The following is a 21,494-nucleotide window of genomic DNA, read 5'->3' as shown; positions in this document are numbered from 1 at the left end:
TGAGCTAGGCGACGGCGAGGGTGATGACCTGGGTGACCTGGCGGCTGTCGAAATTGTCATCGCTGACCAGAACCAGGGTTCGTTCGCCGGAAGGCAGCCGGGGCCCCCAGGTCATACCCTCCACATTGTCGATTGTGGAGAGCCCCACGTCGTCGAGATCGACCAGCAGACGTTTCGCCACCGGACGCGCGGCGCCGATCGGGGCACCGAGGATATCGGTCGCAGCGCTCAGATCGGCCTCGTAGACGCGGATCTTGTTGCCCGCGCCCTCCGAAAAGGACCGTTCCAGCACAAGAACTTTCGTGGGGTCCAGCGGATCGGCGGCTAGAAGCGAAGCGATCCCGTTCCCCCCGCGGCCGGGCTCGGGGCGCGACTCGGCGAAGACCGGCTCCATCGGATACGCGTACTGGGCGAGCAGGGGGCCGGATCGGGCCTGGACGGTGATCCGCGCGACCGCGCCACTCGTCGTGGTCGCCGCCGGGCCGTCCGGTAGCAGCGGTCCTTCCGTGGCGGTCACGAACAACGTGCCCGCGGCGAGGAAGGTCGCAGCCTCCAACCCCTGGTTCTGCCGGGGGCCGGAGTCGGGACGCATTCGTTCGTTTTCCGGGATCGGCAGCTCACCGGCGTACGAGCCGTCCGGGTGCGCGATCCGCACCGAGGGGTCCGCGAGAGCCGCGCCGTCCCGCTCGCCCTCCTGCGTCCAGTAGTAGTCGCCGGTCCACGGGTCGACCCGGATCTCCTCCGGGTCCACCGATGTGGGCAGGTAGGGGGCGCCCGCCGCGGTCAGCAGCGGCCGGGTGCCGGTGAACGTCATCGGTCCCACTCCGCGCTCGCCGACCTCGCTACGCGCGGTGTAGTACCGCGCGGGGTTCTTGTTCGACCGATCGTCGCTGATCAGCACGAATTCACCGGTGCGTGCCGAGTAGTCGATCCCGGAGAGGCCACCCACGGTGGTGCCGTCGAAGTCCTGGCCCGATGCGATCACTTGCTCACCCAGCAAACGCACCGAGGGCGCCGCCGCGGGATCGGCGCCGGCCACCGGGGCCGAGGCGAGCGCGAGGGCACAACCGACGATCAGAACATGACGACTATGTCTCCGCACGATGCCAACCTATCCGGCCGAACGGACGCGAAGGTGAACGGGCCGGAAAACGACGGAAGCCCGCCACCGCGAAAAGCGATGGCGGGCTTCGCCGTTGGTTACAGCGCGAGACTACTTACGCAGCGAGGCCGGGACCTCGAAGCGCTCGCCGTAGGTCTTGGCGAGGTAGTCGGCGCGTTCCACAAAGGCCTCCTGGCCACCCGGGTAGCCGACGATGAACTGGTGCACACCACCGGTCCAGGCCGGGAAGCCGATGCCGAAGATGGAGCCGATGTTGGCGTCGGCGGTGGAGGTGAGCACGCCCTCGTCGAAGCACTTCTGGGTCTCGATCGCCTCGGCGAACAGCATGCGGTCGATCAGATCCTGGATCGGGACGCCGAAGTCCGCCGTGGTCTTGAAGTGCTCGCGCAGGCCCTCCCACAGGCCGGTGCGCTTGCCGTTCTCGTCGTACTCGTAGAAGCCCGCCTTCTCCAGGCGGCCCGGACGACCCTCGGACACCATGTAGTCGATGACGTCCTGCGCCGGGTGCCGCTTGACGCCCAGGGTGGTGTCGCCCGCCTGGGCGGCCTCCAGGGTCTCCTTGGCGATCTTCTGCATGAGCTTCATGTTCAGCTCGTCCGACAGCTGCAGCGGCGCGGCCGGGTAGCCCGCCTGCAGACCGGCCTGCTCGATGGTGGCGGGCTCGATGCCCTCCTTGAGCATGGCGATCGCCTCGTTGACGAAGGTGCCGATCACGCGCGAGGTGAAGAAGCCGCGGCTGTCGTTGACGACGATCGGGGTCTTCTTGATCGCGAGGGTGTAGTCGAACACCCGGGCCAGCGCCTCGTCCGAGGTCTTCTCACCCTTGATGATCTCCACCAGCGGCATCTTGTCGACCGGCGAGAAGAAGTGGATGCCGATGAAGTCCTCCTGGCGCTTCACGCCGGTCGCCAGACCGGTGATCGGCAGGGTGGAGGTGTTCGAGCCCAGCAGCGCGTCGGGGGTGACGACGTCCTCGATCTCCTGGAACACCTTGTGCTTGAGCTCGGTGTTCTCGAAGACGGCCTCGACGACGAAGTCGACGCCGGCGAAGTCGGCCGGGTCCGCGGTCGGCTTGATCCGGTCCAGCAGCGCCTTGGACTTCTCCTCGGTGGTCTTGCCGCGGGACAGCGCCTTGGCCTCGATCTTCTCCGAGTAGTTCTTGCCGCGCTCGGCCGCCTCGATCGAGACGTCCTTCAGCACGACCTCGTAGCCCGCCTTGGCGGAGACGTAGGCGATGCCCGCGCCCATCATGCCCGCGCCGAGCACGCCGACCTTCTTGATCTCCTTCTTCGGCACGTCCTTCGGCCGCGAGCCACCGTTGTTGATGGTCTGCAGGTCGAAGAAGAACGCCTGGATCATGTTCTTCGCGACCGGGCCGGTGAGCAGGTGCACGAAGTAGCGCGACTCGATCAGCGACGCGTTGTCGATGTCGACCTGCGAGCCCTCGACCGCGGCCGACATGATGGCGCGCGGGGCGGGCATGTTCGCACCCTTGATCTGCTTGCGCAGGTTGGCCGGGAACGCGGGCAGGTTCGCCGCGAAGGCCGGGGAGGACGGGGTGCCGCCGGGGATCTTGAAGCCCTTCTTGTCCCACGGCTGCACACAGGCCTCGGGGTTGGCCTTGATCCACGCCTTGGCGGCGGGGACCAGCTCCTCGACCGAGCCGACGAGCTCGTCGATCAGGCCGATCTCCTTGGCCTTGGCCGGCTTGTTGCGCTGGCCCTGCAGCAGCACCTGCATCAGGGCGTTCTGCAGGCCCAGCATGCGCACGGTGCGGATGATGCCGCCGCCCGCGGGCAGCAGGCCGAGGGTCGCCTCCGGCAGACCGATCTGCGAACCCGGTACGTCCGCCGCGATGCGGTGGTGGGTGGCCAGCGCGATCTCCAGACCGCCGCCGAGCGCGGCCCCGTTGATGGCGGCGACGACCGGCTTGCCCAGCTGCTCCAGGCGACGCAGACCGCTCTTGAGCTCGGTGAGCTCGTCCATCAGCGACTGGGCGTCGTCGGGGCCGACCTTCATCATGTTCTTCAGGTCGCCGCCGGCGAAGAAGGTCTTCTTCGCGGAGGTCAGGACCACACCGGTGATGTTGTCCTTCTCCGCCTCGAGCCGTTCGACGGTGGCCGTCATCGACTTCTTGTACAGCTCGTTCATCGTGTTGGCGCCCTGGTTCGGGTCGTCCATCGTCAGCACGACGATGCCGTCCGAATCCTGCTCCCAACCGATCATGTTGGTTTCGCTCACAGCTGTGTGTCTCCTGATCGAATTGCGGCGTTCGCGGGGCCCTGCGTGGTTACGCAGGCTGCCTCCTCCGGGCCCCACGCTCACGCCGCGTAGTGAAATAGCGGTCGGTTGGGGCTCAGACCCGCTCGATGATGGTCGCCACGCCCATGCCGCCGCCGATGCACAGGGTGATCAGCGCGTAGCGGCCGTTGCGGCGCTCCAGTTCGTCGACCATGGTGCCGGTGATCATCGCGCCGGTCGCACCCAGCGGGTGGCCCATCGCGATCGCACCGCCGTTGACGTTCAGCTTCTCGTCCGGGACGTTCAGATCCTTCTGGAACTTCAGCACCACGGAGGCGAAGGCCTCGTTGATCTCGACCAGGTCGATGTCGTCGAGGGTCAGACCCGCCTTGGCCAGCACCTTCTTGGCGGCCGGGGTCGGACCGGTGAGCATGATGGTGGAGTCGGCGCCGCTGGTGGCGGTCGCCACGACGCGCGCACGCGGGGTCAGGCCGGAGGCCTTGCCCGCCTCTTCCGTACCGACGAGCACGAGCGCGGCGCCGTCGACGATGCCGGAGCTGTTGCCGCCGTGGTGCACGTGGTTGATCTTCTCCACGAAGTGGAACTTCTGCAGCGCCACCGCGTCGAAGCCACCCATCTCACCGATCACGGCGAAGGACGGCTGCAGCTTGGCCAGGTCCTCGGCGGTGGTGCCGGGACGCATGTGCTCGTCCTTGTCCAGCACGACGATGCCGTTCTGGTCCTTGACCGGGACGATCGACTTGGCGAAGTAGCCGCCGGTGGTGGCCTTGGCGGCCAGCTCCTGCGAGCGCACCGCGTAGGCGTCGACATCGTCGCGGCTGAAGCCCTCGATGGTGGCGATCAGGTCGGCGGAGACGCCCTGCGGGACGAAGTAGGTGTCGTAGTTGGTGGCCGGGTCCAGCGCCCAGGCGCCGCCGTCGGAGCCCATCGGCACGCGCGACATGGACTCGACGCCACCGGCGATGACCAGGTCGTCGAAGCCGGAGCGGACCTTCTGGGCGGCCAGGTTGACCGCCTCGAGGCCGGACGCGCAGAAGCGGTTGAGCTGGAAGCCGCCGACGGTGTCGGGCAGGCCGGCCGCGGTGACCGCGGTGCGGGCGATGTCGGCGCCCTGGTCGCCGACCGGCGCCACCACCCCGAGGATCAGGTCGGAGATCCGGTCCTCGTCGAGGTTCGGGAAGCGGCCGCGCAGCTCCTGGATCAGACCAACAGTCAGGTCGATCGGCTTGACCGAGTGCAGCGAGCCGTTCTTCTTGCCACGGCCGCGCGGGGTGCGGATGGCCTCGTAAATGTAGGCCTCTGTGGTCATATCGGAGTGTTCCTTCCTCAATGTGCGGCGGCCGGACATTCGTCCGTCCGAGCGCTCCTTGCGGTCGGCCGGCACATACGTCCGTCCGAGCGCTCCTTGCGGTCGGCCAGACGTTCGTCCGTCCGAGCGCTCCTTGCGGTCGGCCAGACGTTCGTCCGTCCGAGCGCTCCTGTGCGACCGTCCGGCACGTTCGTCCGTCCGAGCGCTGGTGTGCGGCGACACCGCGGGTGCGGCGTGGCTGCGGATGACCTCGCCGACCGGCCTTGCGACCGACCGTTCCTAACGCTGTACAAAACCAGGCAAGCAACAGCGGACGCACGTCCCGGTCGCTCGTACGCCTGGGCATACCATAGAACGTCGGCGTACCGAAGCTCACGGCTACCCGCTCATACTACCGTGGAGTGCGAACTCCGGTTAACTTAACGTCGTCGGAGCGGTGGTTGTCAACCATCCAGCCGTGTGGCACCCAGCTCACTCTTCAGCAATTCGAGGGCGACCTCGTCCGGATCGCGCCGGTCGCCGGGAGCGACCGGGTCGGCCGCGGCGGCCATCATCTCCTGCTCTTCTTCCGGCGTCGCGGCGGGGACAACGCCGTCACCGCCCCGGCCGCGGCTGCTCGCGGCGTCGTTTCCGCTCGGTTCGGCGTCGTACGGCGGCGGATAGTCCGCGGGGCCGGGATCGTCCGGGAGGTCGGGGTAGTCGGGCGGCGGGATGTCGTCGTCCGCGGGATACGGGCGCGGGTTCGCGCCGGTCGCGCGCGAGCGCCCCGCGGTGCCCGGCTTGTCGGCGCCCGCGTTCCGGGTCTGGCTCGGGCGTGAGAACCGCGGCGGGGCGGCGGCGTCCGGAGCACGGCCTGCCGCGTTGCCGGATTCACGTCCCGGCTGATTGCCCGCCTGCCCGCGGGTGCGGTTCCCCGCACCGCCGGACCGGGGCGCGGCCGCGGGACGTGGCGTCGCACCGCCCGCTTCCCAGCGCACCTCGTGGTCGCGACCGAGCACCGCCCGCACCGCGGACCGGACCGCTTCGAGATTCCGCGGATCGGACAATCGCTGCGCCAGCGGCGCGTGCTGATGGGCGAAGACGATGACCTCGCCCTCCACCCGGGCGACCGACGCACCGGCGAGCATCGCCTGCACGGCGGCGCCGAACTCGCGCACCTTGGCCCGGATATCCGCCCAGGCGGCTTCCACCTCGCGCAACAGGTCACCGCTCGGCGAAGGACCGGAGGCGGGCTCCGATGACGGCGCGCCGGTCGCGCCGGTCGCGCGGGACTCAGACGCGTCGGGCACGCGCGACGCAGACACGTCGGATCGATCCTGATCGCCCTGCCCGGCGGCAGAACTTCGCACGGCAGTCGAATCGGCGGCCACGGGGTCGCGCCCGGCGGCCGGGCCCGACACCTGCGCGCTCGATGCCTGAGAATGGGCTGCCTGAGCCGCCGGAGAAAGCCCCGAACCCGCGACATCGTCGGAAATCCGCTGCGGCGCCTCGGATTCGGAAGGAAGGCGCCCCGCTCCCGCACTCGCACCGCGGGCGACGGCGGCGTCAGGCACCCCGGACGCTTCGTCCGTTCCACTCTGCGGGGTACCCGAGGGCGCACCCGGCCCTCCCGACGTCATCCCTGCCGACCCGCTGCCGGATCCGGCATCGAAGCCCGGCTCGGCGACCGGCGCCATACGATCCGCGCCGCCCTCGACACCCGCACCCGGCGCAACCGAGTCCATGGCCGACGCACGATCAGCGGATGTCGGCCGACGACCTTCTCCGGCGCCCGCGGATTCGCCACCACCGCCAGAGGCTCCGCCACCAGGCACTACGGCAGTAGAACCGCCAGCACCGGACGACGGGCTTCCCCCCCGTCCGACCGGCGCGGGACTATCCGCGCTCCCGGCCTCCGCGGATACACCACCGGCACGCCCCGCCCCCTCCACACTCTCGGTCCGCGCCTGATTTCCGGCCGGAGCAGCACCTCCCGCACGCACCGCACCTTCCGGACCACCGGTCCGCGCCTGGTCTTCGGCGGGGGCGGCACCTCCCGCACGCATCGGCCCCGCGGAACCAACCTGCCCCCCACCCCCGGCCGGAGCAGCACCCCCGGCACGCACCGCACCTTCCGCACCACCAGTCCGCGCCGGACCTCCGGCCGGAGCAGCACCTCCGGCATGCACCGGCCCCTCCGAACCAGCCCGCCCCCCACCTCCAGCGGGCGAAGCACCCACGACACCTTCCGCACCACGAGCCTGCGCCGGACCTTCGGCGGAGGCGGCACTTCCCGCACGCACCAGCCCCTCCGAGCCACCGGTCTCAGCTGCACCAACCGAGGAGCCTCCGGCACCCTTCGACATCGCCGCACCACCGGCCTGCCCCGCACCTCCAGCGGGGGCAGCACCTCCGGCTTCCGAAGCGCCCCCTGAACTACCCGTCCCCCGGCTCTCCCGGCGAATCGCGGCCAGCGCCTCTGCCCCCCGGCGGCGGGGCGGCTTCGACGGGGACCCGCCCACAGCCGGCGGCTGGGTAGGGGCAGCCGGCGAGGACGCGGCGGGGGCAGCGGCGATCGAGCCACCCGCCAGACCGCGCTCCAGCCGTTCCAACCGTTGCAGCGTGGCGGATTCGGTGTCCGACACCGACGGCAGCAGCATGCGCGCGCAGACGACTTCGAGCAGCAGTCGCGGCGCCGTCGCACCGCGCATCTCCCCGAGACCTTCGTGCAGCAGCTCGGCGTAACGAGTCAGGGTGGCCGAGCCCAGTCGCGCGGCTTGGTCACGCATCCGCTCGAGCACGTCGCCAGGGCCGGTGACCAGACCGCGTTCGGTGGCGTCGGGCACCGCGCGCAGGAGAATCAGGTCGCGGAAGCGATCGAGCAGGTCGACGGCGAAACGACGCGGGTCGTGGCCCGCCTCCATCACCCGGTCCACGGTGCCGAACAACACGGCGCCGTCGTCGGCGGCCAGCGCCTCGACCGCGTCGTCGATCAATGCCACGTCGGTGACGCCGAGCAGCGAGACCGCGCGGGCATAGGTGACGCCCTCCGGGCCCGCACCCGCCAGCAGTTGGTCGAGCACGCTCAGGCTATCGCGCGGCGAACCACCACCTGCGCGAATCACCAAGGGGTACACCGCTTCTTCGACCGGCACGTGCTCCTGCTCGCAGATCCGGCCGAGCAGGCCGCGCATCGTGGCGGGCGGCAGCAGCCGGAACGGGTAGTGGTGCGTGCGCGAGCGGATGGTGGGCAGCACCTTGTCCGGCTCGGTGGTGGCGAAGATGAAGATCAGATGCGCCGGCGGCTCCTCGACGATCTTGAGCAGCGCGTTGAATCCGGCGGTGGTCACCATGTGCGCCTCGTCCACGATGAACACGCGGTATCTGGACTCGGCGGGTGCGTAGAAGGCGCGGTCGCGCAATTCCCTGGTGTCGTCGACACCGCCGTGGCTCGCGGCGTCGAGTTCGATGACGTCCAGGTTGCCCGGACCGCCGGGGCCGAGCGCGACGCAGGACGGGCAGGTGCCGCACGGCGTCGAAGTGGGCCCCTCCGCGCAGTTCAGCGATCTGGCGAGAATGCGCGCGGACGACGTCTTGCCGCAGCCGCGCGGACCGGAGAACAGATAGGCATGACTGATCCGCCCGGTGTCGAGCGCGATACTCAGCGGGTCGGTGACGTGCTCCTGACCCACCACCTCAGCGAACGTTGCCGGTCGGTACTTCCGGTACAGAGCCACGGCCAGAGGTTACCGGCGACCACCGACAAAGGACATTCCCGCCTGGTGCGCCGTTCCGGGCCGGTGCGGCGCCCATAGATGTGATACAAGTCACAACAGGCACGCTGCCTTCTTCGGCGGCCAACCGGACTATACAGAGATGGCAACCTTCGAGCTATCGCTCATGCCGAGCGCGCGAATTCGGAACTTCGCGGCCACGCCACCCCCGCCGATCTGGAAAATATGAACTCACACCCCGCTTTATCCCAACTTTTTGGAGATAACGAAACCGTCACCAATGGTGACACCGATGCAATCGGCTGGCTAACGTGGCATTCGGCAACTTCGGTAGCCAAACCTTCATCAGGTTGGTGACCCCGGCCGGTCCCTCATCCCGACCGGGGCACAACCAACAGAGCTCGGCCCACAGGTGACCAGCGCCAATCCCCACTTCCACCGGAGGACCGTCCACCGTGTCGTGTGACGACATCGCCGCCGCCTGGCTGTCCAGCACCGATTTCGCAGGCGACCGCTCCGCCGTCGCCCTTTTGAGCCGCGCCATCAGCCCGCAGGAGTTCGCGATCAAGCGTGACTCGCTGCCGGTCACCGCGGCAGCCGATCCGGCCACCGCCGCCGCCATACTCGAGCTCCTCGAACGCGGCCAGGTGCCCACCATGGCCGCGATCCGCACCCTCACCGCGCAGAACGAGATGCGGCGCGAGGCCGAGCGCATCGAACGTCTCGGCAGGCGCGCGCAGCGCAGCATCGACGACTTCGGCCGGGCACTCGCCAAACTCGCCGACGCGCACTGGACCGCGCACGGCTACGGCCCCACCCGCCGCGACGTGCTGTGCAGCGAGCAGATCATGACGCTGATCCGCACCCGTGTCGGCAATATCGCGCCGTCGGCGGTCAAACACCTCTGGCTGATCGAGCGGGCCCAGCGCGCCGGGTGGATCGCTTCGAACGCCAACCCCCGATCCCTTTGCGCCGCACGGCGTTTCTACGCCGCCCAGTACGGCAACCGGGTCTCGCTGCGCCCGGTGAACACCATCGGCACCGCGATCGCGACATACCTCGCCGACTACCTGGACGAGCACGGCCGCGCGCCGCGCTGGTCGGTGGTCGCGCAAGAACTGCGCGACGACCGGGGCCGCCGGATCTTCCACAACACCGCCGACGCCCGCGTCCAGCAGCTCTGGTTGACCACCGCGGAGTGGGTGGAGATGCAGGAGGACCTCCCCGTGCCCGGGCGCAGGGGGTTGCGGGCCATCCGTAAGTCTCGCGGCTGACGTCGGGCGCATCACGCGGGGTCGACACCATAGGTTAACAGCGTTACCCTAACGCTGTTAACCTAACGAGCGGAGCCGCGATGCTGACCCGGATTGCCCGTTTCACCACCCGATCTCCGCGCACCGTGCTGGCCGCGGCATTGGCCATCGCCCTGCTGTGCGGCGTCTTCGGCGCCACCGCGCCCGCGCACTTGAAGTCCGGCGGTTTCACCTCCAACGACGCCGAATCCGCGCAGGTCAATCAGCTGATCGCGGACAACTTCGCCGGCGCGGCGCCCAACTTCGTCCTGCTGGTCGGTTCCGCGGCGGGCGCGGACGATCCGGCCACCAAAGCGGCTGGTGTCAGGCTGGCCGATGCGCTGAAGACGCGCGCGGACGTGCAGGGCGTCCAGTCCTACTGGACCACGCCGCAGCCGTTGGCGAACGCGTTGCGCAGCACCGATGGCAAGAGCGCCCTGGTCGTCGCCTACCTCGAGGGCGACGAAACGCAGATTCAGCAGACCGCGGGCGAACTGGAGCGGCAGTTGGCCGGCGTCTCCGACGGCGTCACAGTCCGGCAAGGCGGCATCGCCGCGATCTACCACGACGTCACCGAGCAGACCACTCGCGACCTCGCGCTGGCCGAGGGCGTCGCGGTGCCGCTGTCGATGATCGTGCTGATCCTGGTGTTCGGCAGCCTCGTCGCCGCCGCCCTCCCGCTGACCATCGGCATCTTCGCCATCCTGGCGACGCTGGCGATCCTGCGCCTGTTCACCCTGTTCACCGATGTCTCGATCTACGCGCTGAACATGACGACGGCAATGGGCCTGGCGCTGGCCATCGACTCCAGCCTGTTCATCGTCAGCCGCTTCCGCGAGGAACTCGCGCACGGCCTCGATCCAACGGCGGCCACCATCCGGTCCGTGCAGACCGCGGGGCGCACGGTGCTGTTCTCCGCGCTCACCGTCGCGCTGTCGATGGCCGTACTGAGCGTGTTCGACCTATACTTCCTGAAGAGTTTCGCCTACGCGGGCGTCGCTGTCGTCGCCGCGGCGGCGGCCGCCTCGATCGTGGTACTGCCCGCCGCGCTGGTCCTGCTCGGACACCGCGTGAACTCCCTCGACCTGCGGGCTCCGTTGCGACGCCTGTTCCGCCGCGGCGCGCCCGCGCCAGGCCCGCGTGCGCCGGAGGACAGCGGCTGGTACCGGCTGGCCGGCGTGGTCATGCGGCACGCGGCGCCGGTCGCCATCGTGATCATCGCGCTGCTGCTGGCGCTCGGCGCACCGTTCCTCTCGGTGCAGTTCGGCTACCCGGACGACCGGGTGCTGCCGGAGACCGCCTCCAGCCGCCAGGTCGGCGACGCCCTGCGCACCGAGTTCCCCCAGGCCGATCCGGTCGCGAGCACCACGATCGTGCTGGACGGCTATCGCGGCGACGTCGCGGCGCTCGGCGGGTACGCCGCCGAACTGTCCAAGGTCGACGGCGTGCCCGCGGTGCTGTCCGGAGCCGGGATCTACGCGAGCGGCGCGCGAGTCGCGGCAGCTCCGCCCGGAATGGTCAACGACACCGGGACCTATCTGAGTGTGGCCACCAAGCTCGACCCCTTCTCGCCCGCCGGTGACCGTCAGCTGAAGGAGGTCCGGGCGATCCCGGCGCCGGGCGACGCGCTCTACGGCGGCGCGGCGGCGGCCAACGCCGATTCGCTGCACGCCCTGGCCTCCCGGCTACCGCTCGCCGCCGCTCTGATCGCGCTGACCACGTTCGTCGTGCTGTTCCTGTTCACCGGCAGCGTCGTCTTGCCGATCAAAGCGCTCTTGCTGAACACGCTGTCGCTGGCGGCCGCTTTCGGCGCGATGGTGTGGGTGTTCCAGGAGGGCCACCTGTCCGGACTGCTCGGGTTCACCCCGGTGGGTTATCTGGTGCCGACCATGCCGATCCTGATGTTCTGCCTGGCCTTCGGCCTGTCCATGGACTACGAGGTGTTCCTGCTGTCGCGGGTGCGCGAGGAATGGCTGGCCACGCACGACAACACCCGCGCGGTGGCGGTCGGCTTGGCCCGCACGGGCCGGATCTTCACCGCGGCCGCCTTGCTGATGGCGATCGTGCTCGGCGCCCTGGTGACCTCGAAAGTGTCGTTCATGCAGCTGCTCGGCCTGGGCCTCACGCTGACCGTGCTCGTCGACGCCACCATCATCCGCGGCCTGCTCGCGCCCGCGCTCATGCGCCTGCTCGGCCGGGCCAACTGGTGGGCGCCCGCACCGCTGGCCCGCCTGCACGCCAAGATCGGGTTGACCGAAGGCGAGGAGGACATCGCCGCCCGCCCGCTGGAAACCGCGGGACGCGCATGATCGGTGGCAGGCGTCCGCGGTCGCCGCGCGGTTCCGGCGCACAGCTGCGGGAGGAGATCCTGCGCGCGACAGCCGAACTGCTCAGCAGGACCGGGCACGCCGACGCGGTCTCGATCCGCGCCGTGAGCGAGCTGGTCGGGGTGAGCGCGCCGTCGATCTACCGGCACTTCGCCGATAAGGACGAACTCATCGAGGCGGTCGTCGCGCAGGTCTTCGAGGATCTCGCCGACGCGATGCGCGCCGCCACCGATCCCACCACCTCCCCGATGACCCAGCTACACGATCAAGGCATGGCCTACGTCCGCTTCGCCCTCGAGCATCCCGAGCAGTACCGGCTGGCGACCGCGCCGACCGACACCGGAGGCGCGGTGGACCAGGTCCTCACCAGCGGGGCCTTCCAGCATTTCGCGGCCACCGTGCGCAAGTGCATGGACGACGGGACGATGGCGCCGCGCGACCCGCTGCCGATCGTGCTTGAGCTGTGGTCGGTGGCCCACGGCATCACCTCCCTGCTGCTCGCCAAACCCTTCCTGCCCTGGGGCGATGCCGAAGCCGTCGCCTCGCGCGTGATGGGCGCCGCGTGCCTCGGCTACAGCGTGCTCGACCTGATCGGCACCGACCCGCCGACAGCGGAGGCAGTGACCGAGTGGCTGCGCCGCGTCCGGCAGGGCCGGTCTCCGGCCTGAACCGTGGAAACCCGCTTCGACCGATCGGCTGTCGGGCCGCGAGCGACCGTTCGGTAACTTCCTCGCAGCGCACGCGCGCGGAAGGAGTGAACCCGTGTCTGCAACCATCGATCCGGCGGCCACCGCCTGGTTACTGATCAGCACAGCCCTGGTCCTGCTGATGACCCCGGGCTTGGCGATTTTCTACGGCGGGATGGTGCGCTCGACCGGCGTGCTCAACATGCTGATGATGAACTTCATCGCGATCCCGCTGGTGACGGTCGTGTGGCTACTGCTCGGCTATAGCCTGGCGTTCGGCGACGACGCGGGCGGCGGCCTGATCGGCGATCTCGGCCACTTCGGCATGGCAGGCATAGACCCGACCTCGGTGCGCGGCTCGGTGCCGGAGCTGTTGTTCGCGACGTTCCAGCTCACCTTCGCCGTCCTGACCGCCGCGCTGGTCAGCGGCGCGATCGCCGACCGCGCCAAGTTCGCCGCGTGGATGATCTTCGTGCCGCTGTGGGCGCTGGCGGTATACGCGCCGATCGCGCATTGGGTGTGGGGTCCGGACGGCTGGCTCGCCTCGTTCGGCGCGCTGGACTACGCCGGCGGGCTGGTGGTGGAGATCGCCTCCGGCGCCTCGGCCTTGGCCCTCGCGCTGGTGCTCGGCCCGCGCATCGGGTTCAGGACCGACGCGATGCGCCCGCACAACCTGCCCTTCGTGCTGCTCGGCGCGGGCCTGCTGTGGTTCGGATGGTTCGGCTTCAACGCGGGCTCGGCGCTGGCCGCCAACGGCCTTGCCGCGGCCGTCTTCTTGAACACCCTGGTGGCGGGGTGTCTCGGCATGCTCGGCTGGCTCGCGGTGGAGCAGCTCCGTGACGGCAGGCCGACCACGTTCGGCGCCGCGTCCGGCGTGGTGGCCGGTCTGGTCGCCATCACGCCCTCGTGCGGGTCGGTCAACACCTTGGGCGCGCTGCTGGTCGGGCTCGCGGCGGGCGTGGTGTGCTCGTTCGCGGTGGGCTGGAAGTTCAAAGCCGGTTACGACGATTCGCTCGACGTGGTCGGCGTGCACTTCGTCGGCGGCATCGTGGGCACCGTGCTGATCGGACTGCTCGCCACCCAGGTGATGACCGGCGGCGTCGATGGCCTGTTCTTCGGCGGTGGCCTGGCTCAGCTGGGCAAGCAGCTGGTGGCGGTGCTCGTCGTCGCGGCCTACGCGTTCGGCGTCTCGTTCGCGCTCGGCAAGGGCATCGACCTGCTCGTCGGATTCCGGGTCAGCAAGGAGGACGAGACCGCCGGAATCGACTTCGCCCTGCACGCCGAGACGGCGTATGCCGAAGGAGTGCACGGACACGCGCCACGCCGTCTCGGCGAGGGGCATTTCGGGCGTCCGCACTCCGATCGCCCGCTCGACGACGATCAGCGGGACTGATCGGCAATCAGCTCACCGAACTCGCCGACGCGGTGAACGTATTGCACTGCGCCGCACGGTTTTTGTCCACACCTGTCTCGAACCACTGACCGCCGTTCTCGGCGGAGCCGTGGTCGCGCATGTCCCCGGCCTGGTCGCCGCGCCCGTAGGCGTCCTTGCGGGCCAAGGCGAGCTGCGGATCGGTCAGCGAGCCGCCCTCCGCCGAGGACGAGAGGTACATGCCGTCGAAGCAGTTGGCCTGCAATTCGACCCGGCGGGACAACTCCAGGCCCTTGGCGGTGCGCGGTCCCGCGTCCGCCCGCTCGCTGTTGGCCTTGCGCAGGATGCCGGACATCGCCTGGACGTGGTGCCCGTACTCGTGCGCGAACACCGACAGGTACACCACCCAGTTGTCCTTGAAGTAGTCCGTCTGCAACTGACTGATCGGCATGTAGATCGTCTTGTTCGCCGGGCAGTAGAACGCGGCGAAATTGCTGGTCGAGCCGGTGCACGGCGTGGTGATGCCCGCCGTGGTCGCGCTGACGTTCAGCGACGGCGGCTGGAACGGCAGGTTCGCCTTGCGCAGCACGGGTTTCCATGCCGTCTCCAGGCACGACGCGGCACTTTCGAAGAACTTGCGGGCGGCGTCCACCTGCGTGCCCCACCGCGCGTAGTCGCATCGCGCCGGGATCAGCGTCGCGCTCGGGTCGGTCAGCAGCGGATTGTTGCCGGTTTCCGAGGGCCCGATCGAGCCGTCCGGCTGGGCGTCGAACGTGAAGCTCGGTTGCGGGCCGGACGCGTCGCTGTCGTTGCGTCCCACCGAGATGGCGTTGCGCACCAGCCCCGCGGCGACCAGGAACACGACGACCACCAGCAGCACCACCCATCCGCCGCCACCGCGTTTGCGCGGCGGCGGGTAGGGCGGCCGTCCCGGCGGGCCGTAGGGCATCGGCGGCGGGACCGGCGGGCCGTAACCCGGGGGCGGACCGTAAGCAGGCGGGGCATATCCGGGCGGCGGACCATAGCCGGGCGGTGGGCCGTACCCAGGTGGCGGACCGTAGCCCGGCCGCGGGCCATAGGGCGCACCGTAGCCGGGCGGCGGCGGAACCGGACGCCCCCCGTGCGGGACCGGTCCGTGTCCGTACGGTGGTTGTGTCACGCCCCCGTACCCCCTCGTCCTAGTGATCGCCGACAGCCGCTGACGCAGAATAGCAAGCTGTCTAGAGTAAGCAGCCATGCTGACTTTTCGGGGGGCCGCCCTAGGCGCGCTGCTTCTCGCCGTCGTCGGACTGTCCGCGACGGCCCCGGTCGCCCAGGCCCAGCCCGCGCCGGACGGCGTGACCATCACCGCCGATCTGAAGCTGAACCGCGAGGGCGTCCTCGAAGTGGTCGAACAGGTCTCGGTACCGCCGGAGGGTTCCTTCCGGATGTCGCTTCCGCTGCGGCTGAAGGTGAGCGACGACGCCGAGCGCGTCTTCCGCGTCACCGACGTGGACACCGAGGGCGCGGGCACCGCGACAGTCGCGAACGACCAGTTCACCATCGAGGCCAGGCCCGGCGAATCCACCTTCCGGTACTCCGTGCGGAACACCGTCAGCGGCGCGCCGGGCACCCAGGTATTCCATTGGCTCGGTGTGCTCAATACCGACATCGCGTCCATCAGCGCCTCGCTGATCAGCCCGAGCTTCGAAATGGGCATCGTCGACTGCAAACTCGGCCCGCCCGGCAACACCCGGCCGTGCGCCGACGTCAAGATCGAGGCCGACGGCGTCCTGTTCCTCGAGCAGACCGACCTGCACAAGGGCGACGCGATCGACCTGACCCTGCAACTGCCGCCCGGCACCGTGCCGAACAACGCCGACGTGCGCGACAGCGGCGACGCGGGCCCGTTCACGATCACCACCCCCGTGCTCGTGGCGTTCGGCGTCCTCCTGGTGGCGCTGGCCGGCCTGGTCGCCTTCGTGCTGCGCGCCCGCCGCCAGGACGCGGCGATGCACGGCGGTTCGGAGACGATCGACCCGCTGCTGCGCGACGGCGATCGCGTGCAGTTCACCTCGCCGGACGGCGCGCTGCCCGGCGAGGCGGGCCTGCTGCTGGACGGGTATGTCGATCCGGTCGACATCGCCGCCACCGTGGTGGATCTCGCGGTGCGCCGGTACATCCGGATCACCCCGCTCAGCGACAGCGACTGGCGGATCACCCGGGTGAACACCCCCGATGACCAGCTGCGCGACTACGAGAAGGCCGTCTACCACGCGCTGTTGCCCGACGGCTCCGACGCGGTGACACTGGCCGACCTGCGCAAACCGGGTCGCGTGACCTCCGGTCCGGTACGCACCGCGCTGGTGGCCGACGCCGTGGCCCGGGGCAACTTCCTGGACCGCAGGCAGCCCGGCTTCGCGGTGTGGCTCGGCGGCGCGCTGGTCGTGGCCGGTGTCGCGGCGACCGTCGCGCTCGCGCTCACCTCCGGGCATGCCCTGGTCGGTGTCGCCATCGCGCTCGGCGGTGTCGCGACCTTGCTCACGCCGAAGTACCTGCCCGCACGCACGGCGCGCGGGCTGGAGCTCGCCCGGCAGATCCGCGCACTCCAGCGGGGCCTGGAAACGACTCGGCGCGAACAGATCCCGCCGATCGACCAGGAAACCGTATTCTCCCGGGCGCTGCCGTTCATGGTGCTCGGCGCGCGCGCCGACAACTGGATCCGCGCCTTCCGCGATCTCGATCCGTCGGCCGACGCGCAACCCGGCCTCTACTGGTTCGGCGGCTTCGAACGCGACCGCAACCTGCAGCGCTTCGCGGGCCACTTCCCGTTCTTCATCACCGCGCTGGAGGGGCTGTTCGCGACCGCGGGCGACCCGCATCGGTAACGCCGTACACGCACGAAAAGGGCGACCGGCCGCTGCGGCCGGTCGCCCTTTCTCGTTTGCTCAGTCGTTCGACGCGGTGCGCCGGACCGCCGCGAGCGGGTCGGCGTACAGGACGCTCAGCGAGGTCACCACCGCGGCGTATTCCTGTACCTTGCCGCCGAATCCGCTGATCCGGATGTCGGTGGGCGGCAGGGTGGACCCCTGGTTGAACGCCCGCGCCACATGCGCGACCGCGGGGCGGTAGCCGGTGAAGGCCTGGCCGCCGAGGATCACCCGATCGGGGTTGAGCATGTCGCGCACCATCGCCACGGTGTGGCCGAGGATGGTGGCCCGTTCGGCGAGCAGCTCGCGCGCGGATTCCGAACCGGCCTCCGCGGCCCGGTACAGGTCGGCGATGGTCGAGCCCGCGGTTCCGTTGTGCGCCGGGATGATGCCGCGGCCGACGGCCCTGGAGTGCAGCGACCGATCGCCGACGGTCACCTCCAAGCAGCCACGCCGTCCGCAGGTGCATTCGACGTCCGAGCCCGTTGGCAGATGCGCGATCGATCCGGGGCCGTTGCTCGGTGTGTGCACGCGACCGTCCAAAGTGACTGCGACACCGGCGGTCTCACGCACGTAGAAGTACAGGCTGCTGCCCCGCTCGACGCGGGCCTGATCCTTCGGCTCGCCGGTGGGCAGCAGCAGCTCCGACCCGGCCATCGCCTCGACGTGCGGCGCCACCGAGACCGGCAGCTCCAGCACCTCGCCGAGCACCGAACCGACTTGCGCGCCGCGCCATTCCAGCTTCGGGTGGTCGACCACGCCGGTGAGCGGATCGACCCGGCCACCGATCGCGACGCCGGCCCACAGCGCCTTGCGCCGGTGCCAGCGCTGCAGGAACGCTTTCGCGCTGCGGGCGACGGTGGTGGTGGCGAATTCCTGACCGGTCTGCGGGGTGGCGATGGCCAGGCCGCCGAGGATGCGGCCGCGCAGATCGGCGGCGACGATCTTGGTGACCACGGCGCCGATGTGGATGCCGATGGTCAGGTAGGCCTCGTGATCGATTTCGAAGGGGACGCGGGGGCGTCCGACCGCGCCCGAGGCCGTCAGGTCGGGGCGTTCCCGCAGCAGGCCGGCCGCCAGCAGTGCGGAGACCTGGCGATTGACCGTGGCGATACTCAAACCCGTTGTGTGCGCGGCGTTGTCGCGGGAAACCGGACCGCCGGTAGCGGAGCGCAACACCGCGGCCGCCGGGTTGTCGGCGATGCGCAGTTCGGGAGCGACGACCGGACGCTGAACGCGGGCACGGGCGGCCGCAACCCTGGAGCCGGATCGTTCGAGGGCGGGAAGGGACATTGTGCAGATCCTTGCTGAAGTCCCGTAATCCAACGGGACGTGCCTACATGGGCGGCGAGGCAGCAAATGAGCAGGAAAACGAGCTCAGCTGCAGCAAGAGAGGCGACACAGTTCGCGCGTCAATGGCAGCCGCAGACCCAGCGCGGCGGTCACGTAAGTGACGCGCAGGAGGTTCGGTCGGCCGGCAGACATGTCATCAAAATTAACACCGATTTCCGCGACGCACCAACCCCCGACGCGCCGTTGTGTGCACCCGCACATTGTTTCCCCAGGTGGTGAGCACGCGCAAAAGACCCCGCTCCCCCGAAGGGGCTTGCGGGGCGGGGTCTTTTCACGCGGAAGGATTACTTCGGTGCGTTGAACGGCTGGTTGATCGTCGTGAAGTACTGGATCGCGGCGGCGACCGCCACCGGAGCGGTCACCAGCAGCTGGCCCGCGAGGGTGCCGAGCGCGCCGACCGCGACGATGCCGCCGAGGCAGCCGATGGCCGCGGCCGGGATGAACGCGCCGAACAGGCCGACGATCGCGGCGGAGGCCACGGTGGCGCCCGCGATGCCGCCGAGCACGCAACCGACGGCGCCGCCCGCCAGGCCGCCGACGAGCGTGCCGACCGTCGCACCGGCAGCAATGGTGCTGGTCAGGCGGGTCCAGGCGGCGACCTCACGGTCGTACTCGGTCTTCCACGGCGCCTTGTCCTCGTACGGCAGGGCGACCGGCTTGTAGACCGCGTGCTCCCGGTCGAACAGCGGCGTCAGCGTGGCGCTGCGGCCGGAAATCTGTGCGGCGATGGGGAATTCGAAATCCTCCAGCTGAAACCGCAGCGGCTGGGCCGCGAGCACGGTACCGTTGGACGCCTTGACCTTGAATACCTCGTCCTCGACGACCAGCGAACCCGCGTCGGTTTCGACGATCGACTGACTATCTGTCGAATACGCGGTGAAATTGATTGCGCTTTCGGCGCTTTCCTCCGCCGGCGCGGCGCCGGACGTACCCGCGGCCACTGCGGTCGCGATGGTCACCAGCGCCGCCACCACGGCGAGCTTCCTCATCCTCATGTCCTGCAATCCCTCATCTCAGGTGGAGCCGTTCCAGGCAAAAGCATCCGGTACCGACTCCGCGAGAACGAGGAAAAAACGCAAGACGATTTCAAATAGGCAACCCGCGAATTACGGCCGACCTACTTCGCTTTGGCTGCTGCTTTCGCCTGCTTCTTGAATTCCCTTACCTGCGCGAGGGATTCGGCGTCCGTCACGTCGGCAACCGACCGGCGCGAGCCCTCGTCGCCGTACGCGCCCGCCGCAGCGCGCCAGCCCTCCGGCCGCACGTCGCGCTGCTTGCCCAGCAGGGCCAAGAAGATCTTCGCCTTCTGCTCGCCGTAGCCGGGAAGTTCCTTCAGGCGGCGCAGCACTTCCTTGCCGTCCGGGTCGCCCGCCGTCCAGATGTTCTCGGCCTTGCCGTCGTAGTGCTCGATGACGTAGCGAGCCAGTTCCTGGGCACGCCGGGCCATGGACCGGCCGTAGCGGTGGATCGCGGGCGGTGTCGCGGCGAGCTCCTCGAACTCCTGCGGATCGGCCTCCGCGATGCGCTGGATGTCGAAGCCGCCCATCCGGTCGGCGATCTTCTTCGGGCCGCGGAAGGCGTGCTCCATCGGGTATTGCTGGTCCAGGAGCATGCCGAGCAGTGTGGCGAAATGGTCCTCGGTCAGTAGCTTGTCGGCCTCGGCGTCTTGCGCCAGGCGTAGCGTGCGAGTCACTGTCGAGCCTCTCCGGGTATTCAGGCCGTACTGGGTTCCTCCACATTAGTGACCCACCTCACATCCCCTACGCGCGGGTAGACGACGTGCCGCGTAGGCTCCAGGCCATGCCTCCGATGACGGCGACACCGACTACGACGGCCATGGATGGACACGGGCCCATGAACACATACGCATTGCGCCCCGATCGGTTCGACCGAGCCGGCCAGGACCAGCTCGTCGACGTGCGTGACCTACAGGCCGCGCTTCCCGGCATCCGCCGCTTGCGCACCTGGGCGCACGAAGCGCTCGCGCTGCGGCCCGGCGAACATGCCGTCGACATCGGCTCCGGCACCGGGACCGAGGTCATCAATTTCGCCGAGGCGGTGGGCCCGACCGGCAGCGCGGTCGGCGTCGAGCCGGACCCGCATCTGCTCGCCTCCGCCGAACGCCGCGCCGAGCAGGCGGGCTCCACGGCCAGATTCCACTCCGGCGACGCCTATGGCGTGCCGTTCGGCGCGGAAAGCTTCGACGCCGTCCTGTGCGAGCGCGTCTTCCAGCACCTGACCGCCCCCGCCCGCGCGGCCAACGAGATCGCGCGCGTGCTCCGTCCGGGTGGCCGCGTCGTCGTGGTGGACAGCGATTGGGGCACCGCGATCATGCACCCGGGTGACCGGGGAGTCGTCCGCGAGGTGATCGACACCCTGGTGTCGGCCACCACCAACCCGCTGGCGGGCCGTCACCTCCCCGGTCTGCTCACCAAGGCAGGCCTGGTGGTCGACGACATCGGCTCGCAAGCCTTGGTGCAGGACCGCAGCGTCGGTGTGGGCTCGCTGGTCACCAGGATCTCGGCGATGGCGGTCGCGCGCGGTTCGATCACCGAGGCACAGCGCGAGCAACTGCTCGGCGACCTCGAGGCGGGCGCGGCCAATGGCGACATCCATCTCTCGGTGACCATGTTCGCCGTCCTCGCGCACAAACCGCGCTGACCCGGGCCGATGGCCGTCGACGTGCTGACCGAGGTGGTGATCGACCGCTCACGCGAGCTGGTCGCGGCGTACGCGGCCGATCCGGCGCACGCGCCCGCCTGGTACTCGCGCATCCACAGCGTCACTTCGGAGACGGAGCCGCCGCTGCGCGTCGGCTCGCGGGCGGCGTTCGTCGCTCGCTTCCTCGGCCGCAGGCTGGCCTATACCTATGAGGTCGTCGACTATGTGCCCGGCTCCCGGTTGGTGATGCGTACCGCCCAGGGGCCGTTTCCGATGGAGACGACCTACACCTGGGCCGACACGCCGGAGGGCGGCACCCGCATGACATTGCGCAATCGCGGCGAGCCGAGCGGATTCGAGAGACTCGCCGCGCCCCTGCTGGAGGCGGCGATCCGGCGGGCGAACCGCGCCGACCTGGCTCGGCTCAAGGAACTGCTGGAGACCGGCTAGCCGACTACCGCTCCAGCGATCGGCCCAGCTCGAATCT

General features: G+C 69.6%; 15 protein-coding genes. 7 read left to right on the top strand and 8 right to left on the bottom strand.

Going from position 1 to position 21,494, the window contains the following annotated elements; translation table 11 throughout:
- Positions 1-4: 4 nt before the first annotated feature.
- The 4 genes from ON19_RS01695 to ON19_RS43535 form a co-directional block, all read right to left on the bottom strand.
- Positions 5-1,102 carry an esterase-like activity of phytase family protein gene (locus ON19_RS01695; RefSeq protein WP_043685432.1) on the bottom strand — a complete coding sequence of 366 codons (1,098 nt, stop codon included), beginning with the start codon at positions 1,100-1,102 and terminating at the stop codon, positions 5-7.
- A 111-nt stretch (positions 1,103-1,213) separates the two neighbouring features.
- Positions 1,214-3,364, bottom strand: a complete 2,151-nt coding sequence (locus ON19_RS01690; RefSeq protein WP_043685428.1) for a 3-hydroxyacyl-CoA dehydrogenase NAD-binding domain-containing protein — start codon at positions 3,362-3,364, stop codon at positions 1,214-1,216.
- A gap of 115 nt (positions 3,365-3,479) precedes the next feature.
- Positions 3,480-4,694, bottom strand: coding sequence for an acetyl-CoA C-acetyltransferase (locus ON19_RS01685; RefSeq protein ID WP_043685426.1), 1,215 nt, complete (start codon positions 4,692-4,694; stop codon positions 3,480-3,482).
- Positions 4,695-5,137: 443 nt separating this feature from the next.
- Positions 5,138-8,410, bottom strand: coding sequence for a DNA polymerase III subunit gamma and tau (locus tag ON19_RS43535; RefSeq protein ID WP_227954559.1), 3,273 nt, complete (start codon positions 8,408-8,410; stop codon positions 5,138-5,140).
- Positions 8,411-8,862: 452 nt separating this feature from the next.
- Here ON19_RS43535 and ON19_RS01675 point away from each other — a divergent pair, with 452 nt between their 5' ends.
- The 4 genes from ON19_RS01675 to ON19_RS01660 all read left to right on the top strand — a co-directional run bounded on the left by ON19_RS01675 (position 8,863) and on the right by ON19_RS01660 (position 14,105).
- Positions 8,863-9,681: a hypothetical protein gene (locus ON19_RS01675; RefSeq protein ID WP_043685422.1), complete on the top strand. Its 819-nt coding sequence runs from the start codon at positions 8,863-8,865 to the stop codon at positions 9,679-9,681.
- Positions 9,682-9,761: 80 nt separating this feature from the next.
- Entirely contained in the window at positions 9,762-12,008 is a 2,247-nt protein-coding gene (locus ON19_RS01670) for an MMPL family transporter (RefSeq protein ID WP_043685418.1), read from the top strand.
- Positions 12,005-12,694: a TetR/AcrR family transcriptional regulator gene (locus ON19_RS01665; protein WP_043685414.1), complete on the top strand. Its 690-nt coding sequence runs from the start codon at positions 12,005-12,007 to the stop codon at positions 12,692-12,694. Before ON19_RS01670 ends, ON19_RS01665 begins: the two co-directional genes overlap by 4 nt.
- 94 nt (positions 12,695-12,788) lie before the next feature.
- Positions 12,789-14,105, top strand: a complete 1,317-nt coding sequence (locus ON19_RS01660; protein ID WP_043685411.1) for an ammonium transporter — start codon at positions 12,789-12,791, stop codon at positions 14,103-14,105.
- Positions 14,106-14,112: 7 nt separating this feature from the next.
- On the opposite strand, the gene ON19_RS01655 is transcribed toward ON19_RS01660, so the two are convergent.
- The gene (locus tag ON19_RS01655) at positions 14,113-15,243 is read right to left on the bottom strand and encodes a neutral zinc metallopeptidase (RefSeq protein WP_227954558.1); all 1,131 of its coding nucleotides are present in this window, start codon (positions 15,241-15,243) and stop codon (positions 14,113-14,115) included.
- Between the two features lie 76 nt (positions 15,244-15,319).
- Here ON19_RS01655 and ON19_RS01650 point away from each other — a divergent pair, with 76 nt between their 5' ends.
- On the top strand, positions 15,320-16,951 hold the full coding sequence (locus ON19_RS01650; protein WP_043685404.1) for a DUF2207 family protein: 1,632 nt from the start codon (positions 15,320-15,322) through the stop codon (positions 16,949-16,951).
- Between the two features lie 60 nt (positions 16,952-17,011).
- Here the strand turns inward: ON19_RS01650 and ON19_RS01645 are convergent, their stop codons facing one another.
- The 3 genes from ON19_RS01645 to ON19_RS01635 form a co-directional block, all read right to left on the bottom strand.
- Positions 17,012-18,286 (bottom strand): ROK family transcriptional regulator, encoded by a 1,275-nt coding sequence (locus ON19_RS01645; protein WP_043685400.1) that lies wholly within the window; start codon positions 18,284-18,286, stop codon positions 17,012-17,014.
- A 344-nt stretch (positions 18,287-18,630) separates the two neighbouring features.
- On the bottom strand, positions 18,631-19,341 hold the full coding sequence (locus ON19_RS01640) for a DUF8020 domain-containing protein (RefSeq protein ID WP_043685395.1): 711 nt from the start codon (positions 19,339-19,341) through the stop codon (positions 18,631-18,633).
- Positions 19,342-19,463: 122 nt separating this feature from the next.
- Entirely contained in the window at positions 19,464-20,039 is a 576-nt protein-coding gene (locus tag ON19_RS01635; protein ID WP_043685392.1) for an HhH-GPD-type base excision DNA repair protein, read from the bottom strand.
- 161 nt (positions 20,040-20,200) lie between these two features.
- Between ON19_RS01635 and ON19_RS01630 the strand changes: the two genes are divergently transcribed.
- A complete protein-coding gene (locus ON19_RS01630; RefSeq protein ID WP_043685388.1) occupies positions 20,201-21,007 on the top strand; it encodes a methyltransferase domain-containing protein in 807 nt (268 codons plus the stop codon).
- A 9-nt stretch (positions 21,008-21,016) separates the two neighbouring features.
- Entirely contained in the window at positions 21,017-21,457 is a 441-nt protein-coding gene (locus ON19_RS01625; RefSeq protein ID WP_043685385.1) for an SRPBCC family protein, read from the top strand.
- Positions 21,458-21,494 lie beyond the last annotated feature (37 nt).

The sequence above is a fragment of the Nocardia abscessus NBRC 100374 genome (assembly GCF_000308455.1).
GTDB lineage: Bacteria > Actinomycetota > Actinomycetes > Mycobacteriales > Mycobacteriaceae > Nocardia > Nocardia abscessus.
The sequence above is the reverse complement of the archived record's forward strand: the minus strand, read 5'-3'. Positions and strand labels throughout refer to the sequence as shown.

Excerpts from the sequence above, each read along its gene's own strand:
- ON19_RS01685 (WP_043685426.1), bottom strand. The coding sequence starts at position 4,694 with ATGACCACAGAGGCCTACATTTACGAGGCCATCCGCACCCCGCGCGGC.
- ON19_RS01670 (WP_043685418.1), top strand. The coding sequence starts at position 9,762 with ATGCTGACCCGGATTGCCCGTTTCACCACCCGATCTCCGCGCACCGTG.
- ON19_RS01665 (WP_043685414.1), top strand. The coding sequence starts at position 12,005 with ATGATCGGTGGCAGGCGTCCGCGGTCGCCGCGCGGTTCCGGCGCACAG.
- ON19_RS01650 (WP_043685404.1), top strand. The coding sequence starts at position 15,320 with ATGCTGACTTTTCGGGGGGCCGCCCTAGGCGCGCTGCTTCTCGCCGTC.
- ON19_RS01645 (WP_043685400.1), bottom strand. The coding sequence starts at position 18,286 with ATGTCCCTTCCCGCCCTCGAACGATCCGGCTCCAGGGTTGCGGCCGCC.
- ON19_RS01640 (WP_043685395.1), bottom strand. The coding sequence starts at position 19,341 with ATGAGGATGAGGAAGCTCGCCGTGGTGGCGGCGCTGGTGACCATCGCG.
- ON19_RS01630 (WP_043685388.1), top strand. The coding sequence starts at position 20,201 with ATGAACACATACGCATTGCGCCCCGATCGGTTCGACCGAGCCGGCCAG.
- ON19_RS01625 (WP_043685385.1), top strand. The coding sequence starts at position 21,017 with ATGGCCGTCGACGTGCTGACCGAGGTGGTGATCGACCGCTCACGCGAG.